At 44.2% G+C, this 22,919-nt stretch carries 23 protein-coding genes; 13 read left to right on the top strand and 10 right to left on the bottom strand.

The features are described from left to right. Window positions 1-5 precede the first annotated feature (5 nt). Window positions 6-224 (bottom strand): hypothetical protein, encoded by a 219-nt coding sequence (locus ACIFSR_RS01765; protein ID WP_339203787.1) that lies wholly within the window; start codon window positions 222-224, stop codon window positions 6-8. Between the two features lie 215 nt (window positions 225-439). Between ACIFSR_RS01765 and ACIFSR_RS01760 the strand changes: the two genes are divergently transcribed. The 5 genes from ACIFSR_RS01760 to ACIFSR_RS01740 all read left to right on the top strand — a co-directional run bounded on the left by ACIFSR_RS01760 (window position 440) and on the right by ACIFSR_RS01740 (window position 6,401). Beyond that, on the top strand, window positions 440-892 hold the full coding sequence (locus ACIFSR_RS01760) for a MarR family winged helix-turn-helix transcriptional regulator (RefSeq protein ID WP_430054420.1): 453 nt from the start codon (window positions 440-442) through the stop codon (window positions 890-892). A gap of 80 nt (window positions 893-972) precedes the next feature. Continuing rightward, complete coding sequence (locus ACIFSR_RS01755; RefSeq protein WP_430054418.1) at window positions 973-2,385, top strand: MFS transporter; 1,413 nt, start codon at window positions 973-975, stop codon at window positions 2,383-2,385. Between the two features lie 231 nt (window positions 2,386-2,616). After that, window positions 2,617-3,273: an SDR family NAD(P)-dependent oxidoreductase gene (locus tag ACIFSR_RS01750; protein WP_430054415.1), complete on the top strand. Its 657-nt coding sequence runs from the start codon at window positions 2,617-2,619 to the stop codon at window positions 3,271-3,273. A gap of 153 nt (window positions 3,274-3,426) precedes the next feature. Further along, window positions 3,427-4,551 carry an NADH-dependent flavin oxidoreductase gene (locus tag ACIFSR_RS01745; RefSeq protein WP_339203781.1) on the top strand — a complete coding sequence of 375 codons (1,125 nt, stop codon included), beginning with the start codon at window positions 3,427-3,429 and terminating at the stop codon, window positions 4,549-4,551. A gap of 227 nt (window positions 4,552-4,778) precedes the next feature. After that, window positions 4,779-6,401, top strand: a complete 1,623-nt coding sequence (locus tag ACIFSR_RS01740; RefSeq protein ID WP_339203780.1) for an MDR family MFS transporter — start codon at window positions 4,779-4,781, stop codon at window positions 6,399-6,401. Between the two features lie 67 nt (window positions 6,402-6,468). Here the strand turns inward: ACIFSR_RS01740 and ACIFSR_RS01735 are convergent, their stop codons facing one another. Further along, entirely contained in the window at window positions 6,469-6,933 is a 465-nt protein-coding gene (locus ACIFSR_RS01735; protein ID WP_339203779.1) for a MarR family winged helix-turn-helix transcriptional regulator, read from the bottom strand. A gap of 106 nt (window positions 6,934-7,039) precedes the next feature. Here ACIFSR_RS01735 and ACIFSR_RS01730 point away from each other — a divergent pair, with 106 nt between their 5' ends. The 4 genes from ACIFSR_RS01730 (at window position 7,040) to ACIFSR_RS01715 (ending at window position 9,200) form a co-directional block, all read left to right on the top strand. Further along, window positions 7,040-7,456, top strand: coding sequence for a MarR family winged helix-turn-helix transcriptional regulator (locus ACIFSR_RS01730; RefSeq protein WP_076270900.1), 417 nt, complete (start codon window positions 7,040-7,042; stop codon window positions 7,454-7,456). A gap of 60 nt (window positions 7,457-7,516) precedes the next feature. Continuing rightward, on the top strand, window positions 7,517-8,257 hold the full coding sequence (locus ACIFSR_RS01725; RefSeq protein ID WP_430054410.1) for a GTP pyrophosphokinase: 741 nt from the start codon (window positions 7,517-7,519) through the stop codon (window positions 8,255-8,257). A gap of 12 nt (window positions 8,258-8,269) precedes the next feature. After that, the gene (locus ACIFSR_RS01720; RefSeq protein WP_339203777.1) at window positions 8,270-8,827 is read left to right on the top strand and encodes a hypothetical protein; all 558 of its coding nucleotides are present in this window, start codon (window positions 8,270-8,272) and stop codon (window positions 8,825-8,827) included. Window positions 8,828-9,023: 196 nt separating this feature from the next. Then, window positions 9,024-9,200, top strand: a complete 177-nt coding sequence (locus ACIFSR_RS01715) for a hypothetical protein (RefSeq protein WP_161807520.1) — start codon at window positions 9,024-9,026, stop codon at window positions 9,198-9,200. 44 nt (window positions 9,201-9,244) lie between these two features. Here ACIFSR_RS01715 and ACIFSR_RS01710 read toward each other — a convergent pair whose 3' ends face one another. Together ACIFSR_RS01710 and ACIFSR_RS01705 are read right to left on the bottom strand one after the other, a co-directional pair. After that, window positions 9,245-9,913, bottom strand: a complete 669-nt coding sequence (locus ACIFSR_RS01710) for an SIMPL domain-containing protein (RefSeq protein WP_430054406.1) — start codon at window positions 9,911-9,913, stop codon at window positions 9,245-9,247. 157 nt (window positions 9,914-10,070) lie between these two features. After that, the gene (locus ACIFSR_RS01705; RefSeq protein WP_430054403.1) at window positions 10,071-11,153 is read right to left on the bottom strand and encodes a Gfo/Idh/MocA family protein; all 1,083 of its coding nucleotides are present in this window, start codon (window positions 11,151-11,153) and stop codon (window positions 10,071-10,073) included. 253 nt (window positions 11,154-11,406) lie between these two features. On the opposite strand from ACIFSR_RS01705, the gene ACIFSR_RS01700 reads away from it, so the two are divergent. Further along, window positions 11,407-13,122 (top strand): ABC transporter ATP-binding protein, encoded by a 1,716-nt coding sequence (locus ACIFSR_RS01700; RefSeq protein ID WP_430054400.1) that lies wholly within the window; start codon window positions 11,407-11,409, stop codon window positions 13,120-13,122. Between the two features lie 7 nt (window positions 13,123-13,129). Here ACIFSR_RS01700 and ACIFSR_RS01695 read toward each other — a convergent pair whose 3' ends face one another. The 3 genes from ACIFSR_RS01695 to ACIFSR_RS01685 form a co-directional block, all read right to left on the bottom strand. Next, a complete protein-coding gene (locus ACIFSR_RS01695) occupies window positions 13,130-14,746 on the bottom strand; it encodes a helix-turn-helix domain-containing protein (RefSeq protein ID WP_430054397.1) in 1,617 nt (538 codons plus the stop codon). A gap of 121 nt (window positions 14,747-14,867) precedes the next feature. Beyond that, entirely contained in the window at window positions 14,868-15,860 is a 993-nt protein-coding gene (locus ACIFSR_RS01690) for an ABC transporter substrate-binding protein (RefSeq protein ID WP_339203773.1), read from the bottom strand. A gap of 190 nt (window positions 15,861-16,050) precedes the next feature. Next, window positions 16,051-16,956, bottom strand: a complete 906-nt coding sequence (locus tag ACIFSR_RS01685; protein ID WP_339203772.1) for an AraC family transcriptional regulator — start codon at window positions 16,954-16,956, stop codon at window positions 16,051-16,053. Between the two features lie 168 nt (window positions 16,957-17,124). Here ACIFSR_RS01685 and ACIFSR_RS01680 point away from each other — a divergent pair, with 168 nt between their 5' ends. From ACIFSR_RS01680 to ACIFSR_RS01670, 3 genes are read left to right on the top strand one after another with little or no spacing between them, the layout of a single operon-like run. After that, a complete protein-coding gene (locus ACIFSR_RS01680) occupies window positions 17,125-17,766 on the top strand; it encodes a carbohydrate-binding family 9-like protein (protein WP_430054394.1) in 642 nt (213 codons plus the stop codon). A 24-nt stretch (window positions 17,767-17,790) separates the two neighbouring features. Further along, window positions 17,791-18,630: a sugar phosphate isomerase/epimerase family protein gene (locus ACIFSR_RS01675; RefSeq protein WP_339203771.1), complete on the top strand. Its 840-nt coding sequence runs from the start codon at window positions 17,791-17,793 to the stop codon at window positions 18,628-18,630. Window positions 18,631-18,667: 37 nt separating this feature from the next. After that, entirely contained in the window at window positions 18,668-19,678 is a 1,011-nt protein-coding gene (locus tag ACIFSR_RS01670; protein WP_339203770.1) for a Gfo/Idh/MocA family protein, read from the top strand. Window positions 19,679-19,796: 118 nt separating this feature from the next. On the opposite strand, the gene isdG is transcribed toward ACIFSR_RS01670, so the two are convergent. The 3 genes from isdG to ACIFSR_RS01655 are packed head-to-tail and all read right to left on the bottom strand — an operon-like array spanning window position 19,797 to window position 22,887. Further along, window positions 19,797-20,933: a heme oxygenase gene (gene isdG / locus ACIFSR_RS01665; RefSeq protein WP_430054390.1), complete on the bottom strand. Its 1,137-nt coding sequence runs from the start codon at window positions 20,931-20,933 to the stop codon at window positions 19,797-19,799. Further along, window positions 20,930-21,925 (bottom strand): FecCD family ABC transporter permease, encoded by a 996-nt coding sequence (locus tag ACIFSR_RS01660; RefSeq protein ID WP_430054387.1) that lies wholly within the window; start codon window positions 21,923-21,925, stop codon window positions 20,930-20,932. The genes isdG and ACIFSR_RS01660 overlap by 4 nt, the downstream gene beginning before the upstream one ends. Before the next feature lie 20 nt (window positions 21,926-21,945). Then, a complete protein-coding gene (locus tag ACIFSR_RS01655; RefSeq protein ID WP_430054384.1) occupies window positions 21,946-22,887 on the bottom strand; it encodes an ABC transporter substrate-binding protein in 942 nt (313 codons plus the stop codon). Window positions 22,888-22,919: the final 32 nt, after the last annotated feature.

The following is a 22,919-nucleotide window of genomic DNA, read 5'->3' as shown; positions in this document are numbered from 1 at the left end:
TTCGTTTATCCAGTTATAGATGAAGGCAATAATGAATAAACGTTTTTCAGCATAAGCATTTTAGGGCTGAGCTTGAATTTTGAACCAGAGAACATGCAGCGATCATAATTAAAACGCAGTGATGTTATATGAATCGTGCAGTCTATAAATGAGCAGCCAATATAATGAGAGCCGTCAAAGTATACATCCACGTTTTTAAATGTTTTGTTAATAATATAGTCCATGATTGAATCCTCCTTGTAATGTGAAACAAGCTATTTGATTATATGCAGTTTATTCTATTGTTTATAACCTCTTTTATATGAAATGAAACAAGAGAATTGAAGTCATAGCTAGATATAGGAGATTAACGAGCGCGGTCCAGTTATTTTTCGTTGACAAAGCAATCTTACATCCTTATTATTAGTTTGAATTCAAACTAGTTTAGGCGGTGCTCTGAATGGGAGAAGACAATCACATTACTCGTTTTCCTTGGGAGCAAGAGGACAGCAGTACGTTGCTTATAAAGCTGGCATTTACGAATATTCGGCGCGAGATTGAAACTTCGCTTCGACCGCTCGGCCTCACTCCTCAGCAATCACAGTCTCTTCATTTGCTCGCCATGAAACCAGGCGTGATGAATGCCGACTTGGAGAAGCTGCTATTTATAGACAAATCGAGTGTAACCAGCTTAATCAACGGGATGGTGAAGAGAGGCTGGGTAATAAGGCGTGCGCATGACTCGGATGCAAGAATGAAAAGAATTTATTTAACCGAGCAAGGGGTAGAAATGTCCTTGAAAGCTTCAAATGCTGTTGCACAAGCGAAAGAAAAATCGGACCATTTGCTAACCAAGGAAGAAGCGGCACATCTACATGTTTTACTCAGAAAAATTATTAAAGCGTATGAGTAAGCGATACGCTTGTTATATTCGGACATATAGTTTGAATTCAAACTAAATGTAGTCTAAAACAGGAAAGGACGTAACGGGATATGGAAGTTACAGATAAACAAAAAATAGGCGAGAAGCTGCTACCTATATTAGCTTTTACATTAGTCTTCTCCATTATGAATGCTTCAATGTTTAATGTTGTTATGCCTGTCATCAGCAAGGAATTTGGCATTACCGCCTCACAGGTGAGCTGGCTGATTACGGGTTACATGATCGTTTTTGCAGTAGGCTCCGTTACATACGGAAAGCTCGCAGACAAATATCGGCTAAAGGATCTATTGACCTTCGGATTAATTATCTTTGCACTTGGATCGATCGTAGGTTTGCTCGCTTCTGAATATTGGATGATCGTGCTTGGGAGGGTGCTGCAAGCAAGCGGGGCAGCCGTTATCCCAGCTACAGCGATGATTGTCCCAGTACGTTATTTCTCTCCTGAGAAGCGTGGCAGGGCGTTAGGAACGGTTGCGGCGGGTCTTGCTCTTGGAACCGCACTCGCGCCCATTGTTGCCGGAATCGTTACGAGCTTCATCAACTGGAGATTTTTATTTTTAATATCAGTGATTCCGCTGATTGCACTTCCGTTCTTTAGAAAATATTTGGACAACGACAGAGGAAAAGCTCAAAAAATTGACTATTTGGGCGGCATTCTGCTTGGAGGCTCCGTCGCATTATTACTGATGTCCATCTCAGTTGGAAGTTGGTTTATTGCTCTAGGCGGTGCTGTAACACTCGTTTTATTTATTGTTCGCATTCGAACAGCGACTGAGCCGTTTATCCAGCCCAAGCTGTTCAGCAATAAGAAATATACGTTTGGCTTAATCATGACCTTTCTAGCTACATCGTTAAGCTTTAGCATGCCTTTTGTAACCCCACAGTTTTTGGCGGGTCTTAACCAGTTGTCCCCTGCCATTATCGGCTTTGTTATGTTTCCTGCAGCTATTACCTCTGCATTGATGGGGCGACGAGGGGGCAGGCTTGCAGATGAGAAAGGTAACTCATTTTTAGTATACCTTGCGATTTCATTAAGCTTTACTTGTTTTATTTTGTTATCAGTGTTTGTTGGATTATCACCATATCTAATCGTATTTTTGTTAATATTCGGAAATATAGGCCAAACCTTTATGCAAATTGCGATGTCCAACACGATATCAAGAACGCTTGCCAAGGAGCAAATAGGAGTAGGGATGGGACTCATGTCCTTGCTTAACTTTATCTCGGGAGCAATGACAACGAGCATTATCGGAAAGATGCTGGACTTAAAGCAAACAGCGGTCCATTTTAACCCATTTGCCATTCATAACGGGGCATACCTATATAGCAATATTTTCTTTTCCTTAGCTATCTTGGCTGCAATCATTGTAGGCTTGTATTATTTGTTATTTAGACCATCGCGTGATAAAACAGCTTTGCAGACAAAGCTTGAGAAGACCAAATCATCTTCAACAACCGCTTAGAAGCCAATCGTAAAATAAACGAAGCTCTCTATATTCAACTAAATGCAGTTGCAGTTAGTGCTGCATTGTAGTTGATTTTGGGGGGCTGTTTGTTTTGAAACAGAGCGATTTCATAATAAGGAGATAAAATATTTGAATTAGATGAATGATGCGAAAAATGATAAAATTTGACTCTACCTACAAGTGTAATAAACTGGAAAATATATTATTTAATTAGAAGGAGAGAGCGAAATGAGCAAACCTTTAGTCGTAATTATCGGGGCTGGACCAGGTGTAAGTGCAGGTGTTGCAAGAAAGTTCGGTACCGAAGGGTTTCGCGTTGTGCTTGCTGCGAGGAACACGGATGCTCTGGAAACCTATACGAAGGAGCTTAATGATATCAAGATTGAAGCCTACAGCATTAAGGCTGATGCAGCGGATTCATCATCATTAACTTCTGCATTTGAACAAATTAAGCAGCTTTATGGTTCCCCTGATGTTCTGGTTTATAATGCGGCTGTCATATCTAAGGCTGCACCAACAAAATTAACCGAAACGCAGCTCCTCGAGGAGTTTAAAGTAAATGTTGTTGGAGCGTTAACGAGCGCGAATCAAGTCATCCCTAATATGATTGAGCATAAGAAAGGGGCAATACTGTTTACTGGCGGCGGATTGGCGCTGGCACCTGCTGCTGAATTGTCGTCATTGTCGATCGGTAAAGCGGGCATTCGCTCTCTTGCTTTCTCACTCTCACAAGAACTACAACCGCATGGCATTTATGTCGGCACAGTAACAATTGCTGGTTTTGTTGCCAAAGGAAGCTTCTATGATCCAGATGAAATTGCGGATCAATTTTGGAATTTATACATCAATAGAAGTGAAGTCGAGTATTTATATAAGCAAGACTAATGGGGAAGAGTAGAAAAAGCATGCCTAAGCCTTATGGATTTGGATGCTTTTTTATTGCTGCTTGACATCTCTAACTGTATGAAATAATATTACAGTATACAAAAAAGTTACAGTTAGTTAAATAAACAGAGGATAACGGGAGAGATGAAATAAATGAAATCAACTTATTTGCCATTGTTTGAACAAATGACCTTTAAAAACGGTATTGAATTAAAAAACCGGATTGTTATGGCGCCAATGACGAATTTCTCAGCAAACGAAGACGGAACGGTATCGGAGACGGAGCTCAGCTATTATAGCCGCAGATCAGGTGGAGTGGGCCTAGTCATTACAGCTTGTGTTTACGTTTCACCAAACGGAAAAGGATTTCACGGCGAATTTGCAAGCGACAGCGATGACATGATTCCGAGTCTACAGCGCTTGGCAGCAACGATTAAAGAAAAGGGCGCTAAAGCGGTGCTTCAAATTTTTCATGGCGGCAGAGAATGTCCAATTAACCTCGTGCCAAATGGTGATGTGGTAAGTGCGAGCGCTGTAGCTTCGGAGCAGAACGCTGGGGTTACACCTAGAGCATTATTAGATGAGGAAATTGAATCGATTATTCGCGACTTTGGAGAAACGACTAGAAGAGCGATTGAGGCGGGGTTCGATGGTGTTGAAATTCATGGTGCAAACGGTTATCTTGTCCAACAATTTTTCTCTCCGCATTCCAATGTACGTGATGACCGTTGGGGAGGCAATATAGAGAACAGATTGCGTTTCCCATTAGCCGTCGTTGATGAAGTGAAGCGAGTTGTTGCTGCCTATGCGAAAAAACCTTTTCTAGTCGGTTACCGCTTCTCCCCTGAGGAGGCGACTACGCCTGGTATTACCATGTCGGATACATTTAGGCTTCTAGATGAGCTAACCAATAAAGAACTTGATTATCTTCATGTATCGTTAATGGATTTCTGGTCATTGCCTAAACGAGGTGCTGAAGAAACGAAAACGCGTATGCAATGGATAAAAGATCGTGTAGGTCACTCCATACCGATTATTGGCGTGGGCTCCATTCATACCCCAGAAGATGCTGTAAAGGCATTGGATATCGGCATTCCACTTGTTGCGATTGGCCGTGAAATTATTGTTGAACCGGATTGGGTCGAGAAGGTGCAAGAAGGCCGCGAATCGGAAATAAAAACAACGCTCAGCAAGGATGATCAAGATCGATTGGTCGTTCCTACCCCGCTCTGGCAAGCAATTGTTCATACGCCAGGCTGGTTCCCGCTAGGCGATTAATATAGATGACAGGAAAACAGGTCAAGCATTTCTTGACCTGTTTTTTTTTGCGTCTTTAATCGATTTAATCTTTTTTTAGTGTATCCAGCACGACAATGAATTGGCAGTTGTTTTAGTACTAAAGTTATTGTATCATTGTCTAATAGGTAGGCAACCTAACTATTTCGCGAAGTAGTTTGGCGGCCAATAGGCCATAATAAATAAAAATGTTTAGGAGTGCAGAGCATATGGAGCAATTGAGTCAGAAGAAAAAGTTAACAATCATGATTGCACTGATGGCAGCTATGTTTTTCGCAGCTATCAATCAGACAATCGTAAGTACGGCTATGCCGCGCATTATTGCCATCTTGGGTGGCATCGAGTATTACACATGGGTTATTACCATCTATATGCTCACATCAACGATTGCTACTGTACTTGTAGGAAAGCTTTCGGATATTTACGGAAGGAAGCCGTTTTTGTTAGTCGGTATCGTGTTATTTATAATCGGAGCCTTCTTATGCGGTACATCAACTACGGTATTCCAGCTTATCACTTATCGTGGTATTCAAGGTATAGGCGGCGGTATTCTTATGTCAGCAACCGTAACGGCGGTTGGTGATTTGTTCGCACCTAGAGAACGGGCGAAATGGACTGGATTAATGATGGCCATATTCGGCTTCTCAAGTGTAATTGGACCAACATTAGGCGGCTTTATGGTCGATCATATCGCTTGGAAGTGGATTTTCTGGATTTTCCTACCGCTTGGCATTATTGCATTTGGTATGATTTGGTCTATGTTTCCCAAAACAGCGCGTAAAACAACGGAATCCATTGACTATTGGGGTTCATTATTGCTTTCACTGATGCTTATTGCATTGCTTCTCGGCTTCTCATGGGCAGGTACAAAATATGACTGGGGCTCGCCACAAATTATTGGCATGTTCGCCTCTGCAGCAGTGTTGTTAGTTCTATTGATTCTTGTAGAACGTCAAGCCAAAAGCCCTGTATTGCCTTTGTCGATGTTTAAAAACAGCATTGTAACGATCTCCAACTCCGTCGGTTTCCTTATGAATGCCGGCATGATGGGCGCGATGATGTACCTGCCATTCTTCGTGCAGGGCGTGCTTGGTATTTCACCAACGAACTCGGGCTTTGTAAATATGCCGATGTCGATCGCCATGATTTTCCTAAGTGCAATGTCTGGTCGTTGGATTTCCAAATCAGGGAAATACAAACGATTCGCCCTTATCGGTATGCCATTCATGGTCGCGGGTATGCTTATGATGGCATTCATGACTAACGTTGGCGTTGCGGTTGCTGCAATGATCGTATTTGGTATTGGACTTGGTATCTCGATGCCAGTATTTACACTTACCGTTCAAAATGCAGTAGAGCCTTCACAGCTTGGTGTTGCTACAGCTACAGCTACGTTGTTCCGTAACCTGGGCGGTACGATTGGTATTGCAGTTATGGGTACGGTTATGAACTCCACTTTGACCAGTAAGCTGAAGGATGCTGTCGCAGCAGGTCAAGGACCTGATTTAAGTCAAGTAGATGCGGCTACAGCTGAGAAACTGTCTAGTTTCCTTAACCCGCAAATGCTGCTCGATCAACCGAAGCTTAAAGAGCTTCATGCGACGCTGCCGGAACAAATTCAGCCTTTGTTTACACACATCATCGAGATGGTTCGCTCGGTACTGAGCGACTCCTTGACGGTTGTATTCTTGTTCGGTATGTCCTTGCTGATCGTCGCATTTGTACTCGTGTTCTTCTTGAAAGAAATTCCGCTTCGCTCTTCTGACAAGAAAGAAGCAGTTAACGTAGAGCCATCTGAAAAGTTGAAAAAAGAGCCTGCTCTTAATAATTAATAAGAGCGGCTCCTATAGGAGGGATTTCGCTTCCTGCAGCTTGCAGGAAGCGAAATCCCTTTGTTTATTAAAAGTCTTCATTCGTTTTGGCTGAGTCCAAATAGTCGAATACTTGGTTTAACATGACGACAAGCTGATCACTTTGCTCCTTGCCTAAATGATCAATCATGCCTTTGAACATGGAGATAAAACGGTCTATTGCTTTTTGAGCAATTTCTTCGCCAGAGTCCGTTAATGTTATTTCGGTAATTCTTCGATCTGTGTTATCGGATGTACGAACCACATGGCCAGATGCAATTAAGCTATTAATCATCTGTGTAACGGTTGGAGAGGTGACTTGCAGCAACTTACTGATTTCTGTAACCGTCGTCCCTGTTGAACCTTTATCATTGCTTTTTTTCACACAAACGAGCATACGAACTTCGCTCGCTTTAAGACCGCCCCACATCGTTTTTTTCCGCCAGTCGGCTTTAGCGAACTTTTGGAAAACATCGATTAAGTCTGTTACATTCTCATATTTATCTGCGGACATTGGATTCACCTCGGTGAACTTATTTTATAAAGTAATTAGGTTACCTAAGTAATTATAGTTATTATGATGACAGGAAGTCAACAAAACAACAGAAATGAGGTGGAACATGAACAACTATGAGGAATGGAAAGAACTGTTTCCGCAATTAAAGGTTGTTTACAAAAAATTAAAAACCGAATGGTATAAAGGAATAGATTGCAGCTTCTCCATTAATCAAACAAGAATGCTTCAACATTTGGATAAACAAAGTCCCATGAAATCGACGGATCTAGCTGAATTACTTTTGGTTACCGCGGGCGGGGTTACGCTCATCGGGGACAAGCTCGTGGAAAGAGGGCTTATTCGAAGAAATCGTAGCGAGGATGATAGACGAGTCGTTTATCTGGAAATTACAGACGAGGGCAAACAATTTGTGAAGGCTTTTAATGAAAATGATGATGCTATTATCCGATATATGAGTGAGAGGATCTCGCAAGAGGATTTGGAGCATTTGAGACGAATATTTACATCGCTTGATGATTAGCGGGATCTAATCGAAACATTTCAGCAGCAAGAATTGGAAGGGGAATACGGAAGTATGGTTATGGATCAAATGCAAAAAATGAAAGACATGAAGCAGCAAATCACTCGTTTTCTAATGATGTACAAATTTGCAATTCAAGAGCTTGAGACAAAAGTCGAAATATTAAAGGAAGAATTTCATTTATTGCATGAATACAATCCGATTGAGCATACAAGCTCGCGCCTAAAGTCGCCTAAGAGCATTGTTGAAAAGCTATATCGGAAGCAAAGCGAGCTTTCTTTTAACGGCATTCGGAATCACATTAAAGATATAGCAGGCCTGCGAATAACCTGCTCTTTTATTTCTGATATTTACCGGATTAGCGACATGTTAAGCAATCAGAGTGATTTGACCTTATTGGAGGTTAAAGACTATATAAAAAATCCGAAGCCAAACGGCTACCAAAGCTTGCATTTGCTCATTGAGGTGCCGGTGTTCATATCGGATCGAGTGGAAAATGTGTGTGTAGAAGTTCAAATTCGAACGATAGCGATGGATTTCTGGGCGAGCCTGGAGCACAAAATCTATTATAAATATAAACAGGCAATACCTCCTCGCTTACTGAATGAACTAAAAGAAGCAGCAGATTCCGCATCCGCGCTGGATCAAAAGATGGAGCGGCTGCATAATGAGATCGCAGCCATTAAAGAAGAGCGTGAGGATGATCTGGGCGATGAGATGCTTCGGCTGATTATGAACAATCAAAGCGGCTCTATTCCAAACATGCTGTTAGAGCTTTTTGAGGATGGAACCAAAAAATAATAGTCGTGAACCATGCATCAGCAACATAAAGTGAGAGTAGTGCCAAAAAGTGCTGCCAAACGAGTGTTGTTGAAAGGTGGTCATGCGGCGATGGTTATTTCAAGCTTTCAAGCTTTTATTCAGGTGTTTGGCTTATCAATCTCCATGAGCTTAGTAGGCGGCCTCATCGGACATTTTGTGAAAAATGGGATTATCGAAATGCCGAAACTCGTCATAGAATATGATGAAGAAGGATTATCCCTTTCTTCAAATTGGTTAGTAAAGTGGATTCAGCGCTGTTATTACTTTGCTATTTTTGTCATCGGCTTCAGAGATCACAGCAATGCGAAAAAAAAGATTTTTTTTGATCTCGGCTTTCTCGGCGATTTGCTGATCGCAATCGGAACGGGCATATTAGCAAAAACAGCGCTGGCTATGGCAAATACATCGGACAACTTTGCAGTCGTGAGCAGTTCATTGCTGGCAGGCTACGCAGGCTTATCTTACCTGAAGAGCAAGCAGAACAAAGAGTTTGCTGATTTGTTTCCTGAAGAAATAGATGATTCAAATCCGCAAACGCCACCGAAATAACATGCAAGTTTACTTAAGTTTTGCGTATAATGACCATAGCTGATAAACCTTTTGCTTAAATATAAGAAAGTATATCATTTTCTCATACTTATCTTATATTTCACCGTCAAAGCTACTTCAGCGTCTAAAGGACGCCGAAGGCGTTTTAGCTTGACTAATCGATTTTTCACAAAAATATCGAAGGAGGGTGGAGCGTGTGGGGAAAATAACGGTCAAAGTGACAACTGAGGAAATGCATGAGCTTAAGAAACTAGCCGAGATAGTCAAAAATCCTCAGCTTCCCATGTCTGACCGTCGCATTGCTAAAACGCAATATGAGTCCATTATCAACTTCGCAAAAAATAGTAACCGCGGCATTATTTCATCTGTATAATTAGAATGGGTTGAAGCCGCTCCGGGATGGAGCGGCTTCTTTTTTTATGTGATTTGCGCGAACCATACACGAACAGCCGCAAAAATCTTCAGTTGTCCAGGCTCGATTGGTGTGACCATAACATCGGATTGGAAGGTTCTCTGGATAGGGAAGAGTTCAGATGAGCTGGAGACTTCCTGAACTTTGTTGGGAACTGCAGAAATGGATGTTCCTAATGCATTTGCGATAGCAGCAGCTTTCAGTCGGGCGTTCTGGACAGCAAGCGACAAGGCCTCATTTTCCAACTGTTTTCTGTCGGAAACCGAGAACTGAATGGAAGTGACTGTATTGGCACCGTGAGAAACGGCGGTATCTACTACAGTTCCAGTGAGTGCAATTTGATCGATGGTGATTTGCAGGAGATGAGTTACTTTGTAGCCTTGAAAGACTTGCTTCCCGTCTGGGAAATCATACATCATTTCGATTCGATAATCATTCGTTTGGATATGCTCGCGCGGAATGCTTAGATCGAGAAGGGATTGTATGATATCTGCTGTAATTTGTGCATTTTCAGCTTGTATCGCTTGCAGCTCCTTGCCTTCGGTAACAGCACCAAGGATGACCAAGGCTGTATCTGGAGCAGCTGTAACGATCCCTTCGCCCAAAACTTCAATCGTGGACACGCTTTTGCAGGGAATGGGAAGAGCGGTATAGTAGATTTGATTGCCGTACATTGCAGGCTCCTTTCCTTCTTACAGGTTATAGATTAATGTATGGAAGGATACCCGCCGAAATGATTGCTTCTTATTTCTGTTTGCGGATGAAAGCTTAGAAAAGAATACAAAAATGGCGGGCAAGAGTAATCTTGCACCGCCATTTTTTGTAATGAGCTTAAGGCAGCTCTATTGTAACTTCACGCTTGCTTGCAGCTGAACGGAGCACACCGTCGATAATCGCTTGGTTGTACAAAATTTCTGCTCCAGGAATAGGAGCTGGACGATTTTCTGCGATCGCTGCAACAAAGTCTCTTACTTTCTCATCAAACAAATTTAGCCCATGTTGGATAACAGGAATAGTCGAATGGATATGCTGATCAACGACATCATGATAAAGCGTCATGCTGCCTACGCTACCATCCCAAACACCGCTCCAAGGGCCAGTGCCTGCTGGAGTGACTTTAAGACCGCCGTCAGTTCCAAGGAACATTGTTGCACCTAATGAATCCATGTGCATAGCCCAGCTGATTTTGTAATTGAGAACAATGTCGCCCTCAAGACGGATCATCGCCACGCCAAAATCCTCAACTTCAAAGTTGGCCGCTTCACGATGGTATTTCGGGTTTGTTCCAAAATGATTTGATGTATAAGCCGATACAGTAAGCGGCTTAGGATAGCCGAGCGCATTAAGCGCCATATCAAGCGAATAGCAGCCGATATCAGCCATTGCGCCAGCACCTGCAAGCTCTTTGGAGATAAAAGTGCCGCCAGGCATACCGCGCCGTCTTCCGCCGCCTGTTTCAACAAAGTAAACGTTACCAAGTTTTCCCGATTGAACAATTTCTTGAATCAACGACATATTGGGATCGTATCTCGGCTGGAAGCCTACCGTCAAAATTTTCCCACTGCGTTCAGCGGCTTCGACCATATCGATGGACTGCTGGAGTGTGACAGACATCGGCTTCTCTACGAGCACGTGCTTGCCTGCATTCAAAGCGTTTATTGAAGTTTCAGAATGTGCAAAGTTTGGTGTGCAAATGCTGACGCCGTCTAGGTCAAGCTCCAATAATTTCTTATGATCATCAAAAGCAACGGCGTTTACAAGTTCCTCTTGATCAATAAAAGCTTGTGCTTTTCCTGCTATGCTGTCTGCCACTGCCACGATCTCCACGTGAAGAGGCATTTTTTTATAAGCTGAAGCATGCGCTCTTGCAATGCCGCCGCTTCCAATAATTCCGATTCGGATCATTCTAGTCATTTCAATATCCCTCATTTCATTGTAGTGATTCTACTTTAGCACAGCTGTATTAGGCATGAAATGGTGAGAAAAGGACATGGCATCTACAAAATCATGACATCTGTCTGGATGATGCCTGCTTCATTTTGTACAAAAAAATGATCACATTTGTCCATTGCCTCCCCTTACCCTTTTGTTCTACGATAGATTAGCCGCAAATGATAATGGTTATCATTGATTGTGTGATAAAAATAGATTAGGAAGGAAGCTGGATATGCTACGTCGTTTTTTTGCTTATTACAAGCCCTACAAGAAGCTGTTTATTTTAGATTTTTCATGTGCCATTTTGGCTGCATTGCTTGAGCTTGCTTTTCCACTTGCCGTCAACCGGGTTGTGGATGATCTACTGCCGAGCGGCAACTGGAAATGGATTTTGTATGCTTGTATCGGACTATTAGTCATTTATGTGTTCAGCTCTGCTCTGCATTATGTCGTTACCTATTGGGGGCACAAGCTCGGAATTAACATCGAGTCCGATATGCGCAAGCAGCTGTTTGACCGTGTACAGAAGCTGAGCTTCCGTTTCTTCGACAATAACAAGACTGGACATTTGGTATCCCGGATGACAAATGACTTGATGGATATTGGAGAGATCGCCCATCATGGGCCGGAGGATTTGTTTATTGCTTTAATGACGCTGACTGGTGCGTTCGGTATTATGCTGAGCATTAACTATCAGCTTGCGTTAATGACCTTTATTATTATACCGCTGATGATTTATTTGTCGCTGTACTTCAGCCGTAAAATGTCAGCAGCCTTTAATCGGATGTTTTCTGATATCGCTGACTACAATGCACGCGTTGAAAATAACGTGAGCGGCATTCGTGTCGTTCAAGCATTTGCAAATGAAAAGCATGAAATGGCGCGTTTTGCTGAAAATAACGGTCGTTTCCGTTTGACGAAGCTCATTGCATATCGCGTGATGGCATGGAACTCGTCAATCAGCTTTATTCTAATGAAGCTCATTTCTTTGTTTGTACTCGTATGCGGAACTTGGTTCGTTATTCAAGGCGATATGAGCTATGGTGAGTTTATCGCATTTGTTATGCTCTCGAACGTATTTTTAGGTCCGATTAAACAGATTAACTCTGTCATTGAGACGTATCCAAAAGGAATAGCCGGATTCAAACGTTATTTGGAATTGCTCGAAACGGAACCTGATATTGCCGATGCGCCGAATGCACAAGTGGTAAGCCATCTCAAGGGTGATATTCGGTTTAACAAAGTGACGTTTGGTTATGAGAATAAAGACAAGGTGCTGCAAGGTCTCAGCCTATCGATCCGCGCAGGTGAGACGGTAGCTCTAGTAGGTCCATCGGGAGCAGGGAAAACAACGTTATGCAGCTTGCTTCCGCGTTTCTACGATGTCGAAGAAGGCTCGATCACGATCGACAACATTGATTTGCGGGATATGACGCTTGAATCACTGCGCTCCAACATTGGGATTGTGCTGCAGGATGTGTTCCTCTTTGATGGATCGATTCGAGAAAATATTGCTTACGGCAAGCTCGGAGCGTCGGAGGAAGAGATTATGCAAGCCGCTCGTCAGGCGCAGCTGGAGGAGTTAATTTTATCGCAGCCTGAGGGATTGAATACAATGATCGGCGAGAGAGGGGTTAAGCTGTCGGGAGGACAGAAGCAGAGGCTTTCCATTGCACGAATGTTTCTGAAGAACCCGCCGATCCTTATTTTGGATGAGGCGACATCCGCGCTGGATACCGAGACGGAAGCGGCGATTCAGCTAGCGCTTGCTGAGCTGTCCCGCGGCAGAACGACGCTTGTTATCGCTCATCGTCTTGCTACGATCAAAAATGCTGACCGCATCGTAGTTGTAGCTGAGCAAGGGATTGCCGAGCAAGGCAATCATGATGAATTGCTCGACGCGCGTGGTGCTTACAGCAGGCTTCACCAGGCTCAATTCGGCGCATAAGGGGGAGTTATGAGGTTTGGTTCAGCAGCTCGGGGAGAAGCAATAGCAGCTTATCCCTTGCTGAAGCATCCTCCTGATTCCAGTCGCGTTCGTCGAGCACGTAACTGAAGCCATTTTTGACAGCAGGAAGGTTTCTCCAGATTGGGCTATTCACTAATTTCTCCATGGCTGCTTTGGACTCCTCATTTTCGGGCAGCATCATGAATACGCGGTCGCCTGCGTATTGTTGGATCGTTTTTTCTGTAATTTCCTTATAGGGTCTGCCAGACTTCAGAATGTCTTGAACTTTCCCTGTAGGCCGGAAACCGTCTGGATGGTACAGTATAGAGGATAAACCGATATTGCCCATAACAAATAAACGTTTTCCCCGATGATAGATAAAGACAGAAGCTGTTTCGTTAGGCCGAATGCACGCCTGAAGCTGCTGCCACATCAATAACGTACTGCTATTATAATGAAGAAGCCATTGCTGGGCTTCTTTTTTTTTGCCAAGCCACTCTCCAAGCATGAGCAGTCTCTCATCAAGTGACCCGCGTGAATTATAGGTAAGCGTAGGGGCAAGCTCTGACATTTGTGCGTACAAGCTTTCATCAGAATGGTCGAATATAATTAAGTCAGGCGCTAGTGCAGAAGCCTGTTCCGAATGAAAAGGCTCGCCTTTGCTAATCATATGGCTTCCTACAAGCTGTATGCCAAGCGTATTCATATCTCCGATGCTTTCTCCACAATAAAAGATGCGATTGGGCTGAGCGGGAATGCTGACCTCGTGACCATCCCAATCCTTAACGAGTATATTTTGGCGCATCGAAAGGGCATATTGCCTTGGAGAAAAGCCGGTTATAAGACGGAAGCGGCGGCTGAAATAATACTCATCGGTAAAGCCGACACGATCTGCGATATCGCGCAAAGTATTGTCGGTATGGATTAGCCAATCCTTGGACCGACTGATACGAAGCTCATTCAAATAATCAAGCGGTTTCTTGCCAGTCAGCTCCTTGAATATTGAGGTGAACTGCCAAGCAGGCACGTTGGCCATATCGACGAGCTGCTTGACCGTTATTCGGTTCTGAAAATGATTTTGCATATATTGAATGGTTTGTTCAACCGTTTGCGTGGAGCTGCTCATCGAGTCGAATTGCAGATTATGTTCAAGAACAAATCCGATAAGCTTTTGAAAATGCGTTTGCTGACGATGCGCTTCAATGTTATCGCAGTCCGTAATTCCGGTATAAAGCTGGCTCAACAAATCCATCCATTGTGCGAGCGGATAAACGCGCAGCTCTTGACGGTTCGGAAATAGCTGCTCTGTATAATGTACAGGACCTTGGTTTAGCAAATGAAAAATGTGGAATGAGATGAGATAATATTCCAATTTGCCGTCGCCTATATTTTCAAATTGATATGCGGTGTTCGGGGATAGAAGGAAAGAACTGTATGACGAGAAAAGGGAACTTTCATTACCCATAAACAGTCTGCCTCTGCCGCTCCTCGATATAAGCATCGTATAGCAGGAAGTCACTTTCTCCGCTAATACTTCGCCCTCTGTATGGCTGTACAGCTTCATATCTACAAAATGGAAGCTTAAGGAGCGCAGAGGTAAAGTCGGATGCGTTAAGTTAGACATGGCTGTAGCCTCATTTCAGTATTGAGAATCGTTATCAATTAATCCCATTATAAACAAATAGAAGAAGCTTATCAACCGTAGTTGAAGAGCTTCTTCTATTTCAACTGACGTTAAGCAGCATTTATTTTTTAATAAGTGCTTTTGGGAGCTCTTCTAACAACCATTCTCTAGAAAGTGCGTCGCTGGAAGCTTTGAGCAAATCAAAATTGTACACTTGTCCATTTTTCACGGCAGGGAGCTTGAGCCATAAATCGCTTTTCATAAGCTCGTTCGTTGATTGCTGCGCCTCAGGAGCGACTGGATTCAGAATGAAGATGCGGTCAGCCGCATATTCTGGCAGCAGCTCAGAAGATATTTCTGCGAAACCTTGTTCTTTATCAATAAGATCCTGGATGATTGGCGTTGGCTTTAAACCGCCTTTCTCGTATAAGAATTGCGGCAGCCCAGTACCAGCCATAATAAAGAGGCGGTTGCCAGGATACATTGTAAATACGGCTGCCGTTTCACTTTCTTTAATACCGTTATCGTGAATTTGTTTCCACATATCTGCGGTTTTGACCGCGTGCTCTGCAAGCCAATCCTCAGCTTCTTGCTTCTTATTTAACAAATCCCCTAGCGTACGCATTCTGTTCTCCAGCGTGGCGAAGGAGTTGAACGTTACCGTTGGAGCAACCTTTGAAATAACCTCATACTGCTGCTCGTCCGAATTCGAGAAAATAATAAGATCAGGCTGCAGTGTTAATGATTTCTCGACGCTTAGCGGAAAACCTACGTCCTCGACACCAGTCAGCTGCTGCTCAAAAACCGTCCCTTTAATCATATCCTGTATGACGCCGATCGGCTTAACGCCTAGCGCAAGCAAATCACCGGTAGTTTCACCGTGAAAGATAACACGCTGCGGAGTAACAGGCACTTCTACCTCATGCTTCGACCAGTCGGTGAAGGAGCGGGTGGTATCGGCTGCTTGTTCCGTTGCTGCAGGTGCTTTTGTTACTTCTGCAGCTGGACTCGCTGTATTGCCCGAATTTGCTGAATTGCTGCCACAGGCTAGCAATAGGGTTCCCATTAGTGCGAATGTAGCCAAAAGAGCGGCTGATTTTGTTCCTTGATACATTTTAATTCTCCCCCAATAGATGTTATGAGATAATGATAATCATTATCGATATGTATTATCGTAATAGATACACGAGTTGTACTCAATGGACAAAGCAAAGAAGTGTTTTTTAGTTTGTCCAAACATGAAGAAAAGTTAAAAGCCGAACACCACTGTAGGTATTCGGCTTTCATTATATAGAGCTCTTTTTTTATAATATTTTGGACAATTTCCGATATTCTCGCGGAGATATTCCTTCATGACGGCGGAATATCCGGCTGAAGTAGTGGATATCGGAATAGCCGACGATGCTGCCGACGTTTTCGATTGAAAGCTCGGATTCCCGAAGAAGCCTTCTAGCTTCACGGTGACGTATCGATTGAACATATTCGCTAGGAGGCATGCCGGCAATTTGCTTAAACAGCTTCGCGGTATGGTCGATGCTCAAATTCAGCTTTGCTGCGATCGTTGTGTTTGTCCAATTGGCAGCAGGTGATGCCTCTATTTCCTCCATTAACTCGGCAATCCTGCCGCCGTGAAGTGAGGATTGTCCAGCGGATCGAGATGAGGGCAAACGCAGCAAATGGGCCAATATATGTAGCATTAGACCTTTGCAAACCAGCTCATACCCAATAGGACGCATTGTGAATTCATGAACAAGCTGCTCCATTAATTGTACACATACAAGAGGCGGCTTATAGACTGGATGGTCAGATAAGGGAGCTAACCCTTCTACATAAGGCTCATAAATGAATTTATGCGGCAAAACAGCAGCTTCGTTCACAACCATGTCAGCCTCTGTCTGAATATCGAGCTCATCAAAAAAATCAAAATGAATGCCGAGAAATCGAGCGTTTGGGCTGGAAACGACTTCATTTTGGTGATAGACGCCAGAGGGCAAAAAGATAAGCTGACCAGCTTCAATCTTATAGCGCTGCCCATGCATGGTCGTCGCTGCTTCGCCATGGTACACGTACAGGAGCTCGTAATCATACAATCTACGTCTTGGCAGAGCACCTGTTGGCAAGCGCTGGAACTGCGCGTAGTGGACGCTGGGCGACCACTCACGAAATGGAGTTGAACGAATGCGTGGAAAGGGAGATTCAGACTTTTCCAAGCGGTAGGCTCCTTTCATTAAGAAAATAAAAAAGAGAACGGAATTGTCCAAAAAATCGCTATTCTAGCTAAATAAATTTCAAGAATAATCGTTTATTATAAACGTATTATCACATGTTGTTGCAGCAAATTCAATATAACGTATTTATCTAAAAAGGAGTTTGAACAAATGGAGGTTCCTGCGTTTCAAGAGAGTAAAACCTATCTTTGCAGGCAAGTGCCGATCAGCATCGAAGACGCCGGTTTTGGCGCTATCCATTGGGATAGCTTCGATGCGATTGAACTGGTTGATACGGTCACTGCCATGCAGCCTAAGGAGCGTACGGAAGTAAGAGCATGCTGGAGCCAGAACTATTTGCATATTCGCTATTTATGCAAGGATTCACATGTTGTATCTGATTTCACCATACGCGATGAGCCGCTTTATGAGCAGGATGTCGTTGAGCTGTTTATCGATGAGGATGGAACTGGGCATCGTTATCTAGAGCTAGAAGTTAGTCCGAACAATGTTGTTTTTGATGCTCTGATTGCGAATGATGGTGAAGCTGAGATCACTGCGACGGACTTAGCATGGAGGTTTGAGGGTATCCAGACGACTGTTGAAACGAGTGGCGATGCTGAACGAATTTATTTTGTGCATATTCCGGTTGAGAATTTCAAGAAGCCTCTCGAGCAAGGATTAAGCTGGAGAGTGAATTTTTACCGAATTGATGAGGATAAACACGGCAACCGTGAATTCCAGGCTTGGCAGGCTACCAAAGCGATAAACTTTCATCTTCCCCGTAAATTTGGCAGGCTGTTATTTATTTAAAACATAAATGTAGGAGGGTTTAACATGAAAAAAGGGATTAATATTTGGTCTTTCAAAGGTGATTCAACCATTGCAGAAAACATTCGTACAGCAAAAAAAGCAGGTTTTGACGGAATCGAGCTGTCATTGAACGAGACGGGTGAGCTTAGCCTAGCAGCTTCCGACAAAGAGATTCAAGAAATCAAAAACGAACTGCAGCAAAATGAACTGGAAATTGCAGGTTTAGCAACAGGCTTGTACTGGTCCTATCCAATGACGAGTGAAAACGCGGCTACACGCGAGAAAGCAATCGATGTGTGCAAGAAACAGCTGGAGCTTGCAGCGGCTCTTGGCGTGGATACCATTTTGGTCATTCCAGGCGCTGTAGGCGTTGACTTTATACCAGGAAGTGAAGTTGCTGACTACGAATATGCATATGACCGGGCGCTGGAAGCGATCGGGAAGCTTGTTCCGTTTGCTGAGAGCGCGGGTGTCTCGATTGGCATTGAGAATGTTTGGAACAAGTTCTTATTATCGCCCCTTGAGATGCGTTCCTTCATTGATGCGCATAACTCGAGTTTTGTAGGCTCGTATTTCGACGTCGGCAATGCGCTTCATAATGGTTATCCTGAGCAATGGATTCGTATTTTGGGTCATCGCATCAAGAAGGTACATTTCAAGGATTACCGCCGTCAAGCAGGCGGATTGCATGGCTTTGTTGATCTATTAGCAGGTGATGTTGATTACCCAGCTGTCATGCAGGCGCTTCATGCAATTGGCTATGACAATTATGTAACTGGAGAAATGATTCCACCATACAATCATCATTCCGAACAAATCATTTTCAACACTTCAAAAGCGATGGATGCCATATTAGGACGTTAGAATTCATCTACTCAAAAACTATTAGGAGGTTTTTAATATGTTAAAGGTTGGTTTAATCGGTTTTGGATTTATGGGTCGGATGCACTTTGACAATTATGTCCGTCTTGCTAAGGAAGGAGCTCCTGTGCAGCTCGTAGCGATTTGCGATTTGCTGATCGAGGAGTTGAAGGAAGGAAAAGCGTCAGGAAACATCGCGACAGAGCAGGACGTCTACGATCTTGCGCCTTACCGTTTGTACGATAATATTGCTGCAATGCTAGAGAACGAGGAACTAGATATCGTCGATATTACGCTGCCTACTAATCTGCATGCTGATTTAACCTGCTCGATGCTTGAGAGAGGGTTGCATGTATTATGCGAGAAACCTGTGGCAGGAAGCTCAGAGGATGGCTGGCGCATGGCACATGCAGCAGAGCGCACAGGAAAAACGTTGATGATCGGCCAATGTCTGCGCTTCTGGCCAGCTTATGAATACTTAAAGGCTTGCGTAGAGGATGGCCGTTATGGAGCTGTTACGGGCGGTTATTTCTTCAGAGGTTCTGCCGCGCCAAAGGGTTGGTTTCTGGATGGCAGCAAAAGCGGAGGCTGTTTACTGGACATGCACATTCATGATGCAGACATGGTTCACTGGTTATTCGGCAAGCCAGAGAAGGTATCAACGATTGCACGCAATGTCATTCCAGGCAGCGGCTATGATGTCGTGTCTACTCATTATATTTATCCAGATGGCAAGGTGCTGAATGCTCAGGCAGATTGGACGCTGGAAGGCGACTTTGGCTTCGCTATGACGTATCGCGTTAATTTTGAAGGCGGAAATCTCATTTTTGAAAATGGGCAAGTGAAAGTTAATCCAAATGATGCGCCAGGCTTTATTGCTGAATTGTCTGAGGATATGGGCTATTATCGTGAAATCAAATATTTTATTGAATCCATTCATGCGGGGCAGCCAGTTTCGATTTGTGCACCTGAGAGCGCGGTAGGCACGCTTGAAATTATCGAAGCAGAGCTGCGCTCTGCAAATGAAGGCGGAACGCTAGTATCTTTGTAAAAGCCTAGCATTCACTTAGCAGCCGGATAAGCTCGTTAAAATGAACAGACAAAAGCAAGACAGCAGCCGCCTTGTTTAGAGGAGGAATGGCTGTCTTGTTTGTTCGTTAAGAAGGAATTTATTGGGCAAGCCGTTCATCGCTGCGTTCCGCGGCAGGGAGCGGAGTACGCTTGACTTTGACTTCCTGAAACATAATTTTGTTAGATAGAATGTATTCCGGCGTTTTGCGGTGGGAATGAGATTCACGGAACGCCTCGCTTTTTGTCCAGTTGTTAAAATCATCTCTGGATTGCCACCTTGTAACGATGGAAACCTCGTCATAGTCCTTTAGGTTTTGCGTGAGAAGCACCTCAAGCCCAAGAAATCCTTCCATTTCCTCGACTTTGCCTACCCGATCAAAACGTTCAACAAGCTTTTCTCCTTCGCCCTTCGTAATTTGCGATACATTCGTCACAATGATCATCGTTTCTTCCTCCTCATTGGTTTTGGGTATAGGAATGATAATGGGATAACGTTCAGCAAAGCTGATTCTCGCATCCAAATCAAATACGGAGCGCATGAAACGAGGCGTAATGATAGTTCGTGGTTCTCCAGCGTCAGCAAGCTCCCCTTCTTTCATGGCAATCATATAATGGCAATAAGCGGCTGCCTGCTGCAGATCGTGCAGAACCATAACGATCGTCGTTCCATATTCCCGATTTATTTTGGCGAGTGTCTCCAGCACCTCGAGCTGATGACACATGTCCAGATAGGTAGTTGGCTCATCAAGTAAAAGAATTTCGGTCTGCTGCGCTAAAGTCATGGCGATTCGCGCCTTCTGCTGCTCGCCTCCGGAGAGGGTGTGAAACATTCGGTCTTCGTGCCGCCGAATGCGCATTGCCCGCAATGCCCAGTCAATGATACGTTCATCCTCCGTAGTTAGCCGCTGACGGAAGCTTTTTTGGTAGGGAGCACGCCCAAAAGCGACCAGCTCGCGAACGGTCAGCGAAGGAAGCATATCTTTGGCTTGCGTCAGCATGGAAAGACTTTTGGCATATTCGGATCTTTTATAATCGCTCGTACTCTTCTCATTAATGAGAATGTTGCCGCTATCTGGAGCCAGCAGACCCGAGATTAATCTAAGCATCGTTGATTTGCCTGAGCCGTTTGGCCCGACTATCGCAGTTATTTTACCTTTAGGGATAACCATATTAACATCGGACAGCTTGAACATACCTGCTTCAAGCGTTAACGAATGGGTTTGAATCGCCTTCATCGCCAGTTACTCCTCCTCAGCAAGTACAAAAAGAACGGTGCGCCGATACAAGCTAATAAGATGCCAACCGGCAGCTCAACAGGGTCGAATAAGGTACGAGCCGCGGCATCGGCAATGACGACCAGAGCAGCACCGGTTATTATGGATACTGGCAGCAAATAACGGTAATCGTCTCCAATTAGAAGGCGGACCATATGGGGCACAACCAGCCCAACGAAGCCGACAAGACCTGCGGCGCTTACTGCAATTCCTGCAAGCAGAGCAGATAAGAGAATAAGCAGAAGCCGCTGCAACTCCACTTTTTGTCCCAGCAAGCGAGCAGAATCGTCGCTGAGCAGCAGCAGATTGGCTGATTTGATCGCTGGTATCGTAAGAAGGAGGCCCACGAGCGCGTAAGGCAGCATAAAGCTGAAATGATGCCAGCTTCGTCCATTTAATCCGCCGGAAAGCCAAGGAAGCACAGCTTGAACACGGTCGCTGTAAACGACCATCACGCCATTCATAACGGCCCCCACGAGGGCGTTTACTGCAACTCCGGCTAATACGATCTTAATAGGTGATGCACCTTTATCCCATGAAAGAAAATAAATAATTAGACTTGCAGAGAGGGCGCCAACAAAAGCAGCAGCTGGCAATAAAAAGCTTAATTGCGGCAGCATCACCATCGTGATGACAGCAGCGAGACCGCCGCCTGCCGAAACGCCAATAATGCCGGGATCGGCAAGCGGATTGCGCATGACACTTTGCAGAATTGCTCCTGATGCAGCAAGGCATGCGCCTGTCAACAAACCAATTAATACTCTAGGGAGCCTAAGATCAAGCAATATTACGGAGTGAGCTGATGAATCGCCTGTGATAAGAATGCTCCATATCTCGTGCAGTGGAATCGTGATTGATCCAGATATTAACCCGATAAGAACGCTTAAAAGCAGAAATATGGGTGAGATGATGAAGGCCAGCTTACGTCTTTTTGTACGTGTTTCTTTATTCATAATCCTTATTTAGCATCCTTTCAGTTAGGCACTTCTTTCAGCAAGCGGTCCATAAGCTCAAGTGCTTCGATCACACGAGTTCCAGGGTTAGTACCGAACAGGTCCTGCGGCAGCACTTCAATACGCTGCTGCTTGACGGCGGATATGCTGCTCCATGCAGAATTAGTCTCCATTTCACGAATGAAGCTGTTCTTGATTTCCTCCGGATTGCCATGCGTCATGAAAAAAATGATCTCGGGGTCTGCTTCAACAACACGTTCTGCGTTTAGCTGCGCGTATTGCGGGAAGCTTTGCAGCCTTGGATAATCCGAAGCGATATTTACTCCGCCAGCGGTTTCGAGTATGTTGCCGCTCAAGGAATTAGGGAGTGCTGCCATGAATGTACCTGGTGCTCCATATACAAGCAGCGCTCGCGGCTTGTTGGTTTCATCGATATGTTTATAAACAGCAATCTTATCAACAATGTTGGCGATAATTGCTTGTGCCTGCTCTTCTTTGCGAAGAAGTTGGCCTATCAGCTCAATCTGGCGTTTAATGTCTTCGATGGAGTTGGCACCCGTCAACAGGAGCTTTACACCGATTCCTTGAAGAACGGGAATATCCTTCTCATTCAATGGATAATTGCCAAGCACGACATCAGGGCGAAGCAATGCTATTTTTTCCAAATCAACCTCGTGAGCATTCCCGATTTGTTCAGCTTCGAGGACTGCCCGATTAACGGGCTGAACGGATGTTGTTGGCCGGCCGACTAGATTTCCTCCTAAAGCTGCTACAATATCAGCTTCGCCGCTGCCCAGTGCAACAATTTTGGCGGGAGGTTCCTTAAAAGAAATTTGGCGTCCTGCAAAGTCTTTTACAATCAGACTTCCATCGCTCATTTCTGAAGAGCTGCCTTTGCCGATACCGCATCCTGTAAAAACGAGTAACAGAAGCACAGCAAATAGGGGGAGACAAGTTCTCATAACAATTGCAGTACCTCCAAGCTAAATGGTAT

Source organism: Paenibacillus sp. NRS-1760, from assembly GCF_050467785.1.
Lineage (GTDB): Bacteria > Bacillota > Bacilli > Paenibacillales > Paenibacillaceae > Pristimantibacillus.
This window is presented reverse-complemented; position numbering and strand designations above follow the sequence as displayed.

Bases quoted from the DNA above. Each gene is read 5' to 3' on its own strand.
- ACIFSR_RS01765 (WP_339203787.1), bottom strand. From the start codon at position 224: ATGGACTATATTATTAACAAAACATTTAAAAACGTGGATGTATACTTT.
- ACIFSR_RS01760 (WP_430054420.1), top strand. From the start codon at position 440: ATGGGAGAAGACAATCACATTACTCGTTTTCCTTGGGAGCAAGAGGAC.
- ACIFSR_RS01755 (WP_430054418.1), top strand. From the start codon at position 973: ATGGAAGTTACAGATAAACAAAAAATAGGCGAGAAGCTGCTACCTATA.
- ACIFSR_RS01750 (WP_430054415.1), top strand. From the start codon at position 2,617: ATGAGCAAACCTTTAGTCGTAATTATCGGGGCTGGACCAGGTGTAAGT.
- ACIFSR_RS01745 (WP_339203781.1), top strand. From the start codon at position 3,427: ATGAAATCAACTTATTTGCCATTGTTTGAACAAATGACCTTTAAAAAC.
- ACIFSR_RS01740 (WP_339203780.1), top strand. From the start codon at position 4,779: ATGGAGCAATTGAGTCAGAAGAAAAAGTTAACAATCATGATTGCACTG.
- ACIFSR_RS01735 (WP_339203779.1), bottom strand. From the start codon at position 6,933: ATGTCCGCAGATAAATATGAGAATGTAACAGACTTAATCGATGTTTTC.
- ACIFSR_RS01730 (WP_076270900.1), top strand. From the start codon at position 7,040: ATGAACAACTATGAGGAATGGAAAGAACTGTTTCCGCAATTAAAGGTT.
- ACIFSR_RS01725 (WP_430054410.1), top strand. From the start codon at position 7,517: ATGGATCAAATGCAAAAAATGAAAGACATGAAGCAGCAAATCACTCGT.
- ACIFSR_RS01720 (WP_339203777.1), top strand. From the start codon at position 8,270: ATGCATCAGCAACATAAAGTGAGAGTAGTGCCAAAAAGTGCTGCCAAA.
- ACIFSR_RS01710 (WP_430054406.1), bottom strand. From the start codon at position 9,913: ATGTACGGCAATCAAATCTACTATACCGCTCTTCCCATTCCCTGCAAA.
- ACIFSR_RS01705 (WP_430054403.1), bottom strand. From the start codon at position 11,153: ATGACTAGAATGATCCGAATCGGAATTATTGGAAGCGGCGGCATTGCA.
- ACIFSR_RS01700 (WP_430054400.1), top strand. From the start codon at position 11,407: ATGCTACGTCGTTTTTTTGCTTATTACAAGCCCTACAAGAAGCTGTTT.
- ACIFSR_RS01695 (WP_430054397.1), bottom strand. From the start codon at position 14,746: ATGTCTAACTTAACGCATCCGACTTTACCTCTGCGCTCCTTAAGCTTC.
- ACIFSR_RS01690 (WP_339203773.1), bottom strand. From the start codon at position 15,860: ATGTATCAAGGAACAAAATCAGCCGCTCTTTTGGCTACATTCGCACTA.
- ACIFSR_RS01680 (WP_430054394.1), top strand. From the start codon at position 17,125: ATGGAGGTTCCTGCGTTTCAAGAGAGTAAAACCTATCTTTGCAGGCAA.
- ACIFSR_RS01675 (WP_339203771.1), top strand. From the start codon at position 17,791: ATGAAAAAAGGGATTAATATTTGGTCTTTCAAAGGTGATTCAACCATT.
- ACIFSR_RS01670 (WP_339203770.1), top strand. From the start codon at position 18,668: ATGTTAAAGGTTGGTTTAATCGGTTTTGGATTTATGGGTCGGATGCAC.
- isdG (WP_430054390.1), bottom strand. From the start codon at position 20,933: ATGAAGGCGATTCAAACCCATTCGTTAACGCTTGAAGCAGGTATGTTC.
- ACIFSR_RS01660 (WP_430054387.1), bottom strand. From the start codon at position 21,925: ATGAATAAAGAAACACGTACAAAAAGACGTAAGCTGGCCTTCATCATC.
- ACIFSR_RS01655 (WP_430054384.1), bottom strand. From the start codon at position 22,887: ATGAGAACTTGTCTCCCCCTATTTGCTGTGCTTCTGTTACTCGTTTTT.